Origin of the sequence: Bacillus sp. AF23, from assembly GCF_020861455.1 — a bacterium.
GTDB lineage: Bacteria > Bacillota > Bacilli > Bacillales > Bacillaceae > Bacillus > Bacillus halotolerans.
The window spans coordinates 1-722 of sequence record NZ_JAJHVY010000047.1 but is presented as its reverse complement, the minus strand read 5'-3'; the positions used below and the strand labels follow the sequence as shown (position 1 = coordinate 722).

1 protein-coding gene is annotated in these 722 nt (G+C 35.0%); it reads left to right on the top strand.

What is annotated here, in order from left to right; genetic code table 11:
• Positions 1–248: 248 nt before the first annotated feature.
• Positions 249–722: arsinothricin resistance N-acetyltransferase ArsN1 family A (locus tag LNN34_RS21760; protein WP_229044606.1), on the top strand; the 474-nt coding region annotated here is incomplete at its 3' end.

Sequence of the window (722 nt, the reverse complement as noted above, 5' to 3'; positions counted from 1 at the left end):
AAGTCCTCTCGGCCGCATCAATGATACCAAGGGTTGTAGACCTTTGGTATTTTTTGTGCTTGTTTTTAAATTGTCTGCCGCCCACGAACTGCCCACTTACCTAAAGTATGTTATCTTTTTAAAATACTAGGATAGGTGTTCATGAAACATTTCTTGTTGTTATGATATTTTTCAGTGGCAGGTATTGTTTATATACTTGATTAATCAAAAAAAATTGATTAAAATGTAAAAAAGAAAGGGGATAAGGGATGCTTCTTATAAGAACTGCAAAAGACTCGGATGTAAATAGAATATTAGATATTTATAACCAAGGCATAGCTGATCGGATTGCTACATTAGAAGTAGAAGAAAAAGATAGTGATTATATGGCAAATTGGTTTTCTAATCGCACTGAGAAATATAAGGTCCTTGTTGCTGAAATAGACCATTGTGTAGTAGGGTGGGTTTCTCTAAATCCATATTCCCACCGTTGCGCATACCAAGGTGTTGCTGATTTATCTATATATATTGATCGTAATCATCGAGGAAAAGGTATAGGTAAGGTGCTTGTATCAGAGATTGAAAAAGAAGCAATTCAATCACAGATACATAAGATTGTGTTATTTACATTTCCTTTTAACCAATTGGGGCAAGGGTTATATACTTCAATGGGGTATCGCGAAGTCGGTATATTTAAAGAACAGGGGAAAATCGACGGTCATTATGTAGATGTAATGGCAATG